The 1,051-nt window shown below is 46.9% G+C and carries 1 protein-coding gene; it reads left to right on the top strand.

The window, feature by feature from the left end; genetic code table 11:
• Positions 1-158: 158 nt before the first annotated feature.
• Positions 159-1,051 (top strand): IS66 family transposase zinc-finger binding domain-containing protein (locus tag BO222_RS01540; protein ID WP_143356895.1); only part of this gene is annotated, 893 nt, incomplete at its 3' end.

The raw sequence follows: 1,051 nt of genomic DNA, 5'->3' as shown, positions 1-1,051 counted from the left end.
GAGGTTCTTGAACTCAGTGAGCAGCAGCTCAGGTGGCTGCTTGACGGGCTTTCAATCACCCAGAAAACGAGTATAAAACAGGTCCCAAAAAGAGGTGAAAACACTTTATATAAAGCATAAATAAACTGTTTTATGGTATAATGTAATGGGTGAATACTATGCCAGAAAACAGCTCAGCAGACACATCTAACATCTCTTCAAATCCGCTCTTTCAGCAGCTGGTTAAGATCAGCCGGCAGCTGGATCAGGCTCTGGAAGACAGCCGGAAAAAAGATGACATCATCCGCTCACTGACGGAAAAGATCGATGTTCTTACTGAACAGATTGATGCAGCCAATACGACGATCGTTTCCCTGACTGAACAGATCACTCTGATGGCCGCTCAGCGCTATGGAAAGAAATCTGAGAAACGCTCGAGCGGCAAGAAGAAGGATGATGACGACGGTAATGATTCTGACTCCACACCTTCTGCCGGATCTGCGTCTGAATCCGATTCTTCCAAAAAGCCAAATACTCATCGTCCGGTTAAGAAAAAACAGACCAGAAAGCCCAAATCGACGCTGAAAGAAATGATTGAACGCATGGGTATTGATGTGGAAAAGGTTGTAAGAGAACTCGATGAGGACAAAAGGTTCTGCGAATACTGTGGTCATGAGCTCATTCCGTTTGGAGAAAAGCATCTGCGTTACGAGCTTAAGGTTGAACTTCCCAGACTCAGAGTCATTGAGTATGTGGGTGTGACTTACGGCTGCCCTGACTGTCATGCAAAAGCTGCTGACAGTGACACTCCGCTCAGTGAATGCGGACTGTCTCCCGTTCAGGCCGAGGCTCCAAAGCCGCTTCTGCCCGGAAGCTGGGCTTCCTCCTCATTTCTTGCCATGGCGATCGCCTTCAAGATTCTCTATCAGATTCCCACCAATCTTCTGATTACGATGTTCAGAGAAATGGGAATGTTCAGCGTTTCTTCAGGAACTCTGGGCAGCTGGATCATTTCAGTTTCGCAGGTTTACTTTGCTCCTCTGTTTGACAGACTCAGACAGATTCTGCTTGC

This window comes from Ileibacterium valens (assembly GCF_001945525.1).
In the GTDB taxonomy this organism is placed as follows: Bacteria; Bacillota_I; Bacilli_A; order Erysipelotrichales; family Erysipelotrichaceae; genus Ileibacterium; species Ileibacterium valens.
The sequence above is the reverse complement of the archived record's forward strand: the minus strand, read 5'-3'. Positions and strand labels throughout refer to the sequence as shown.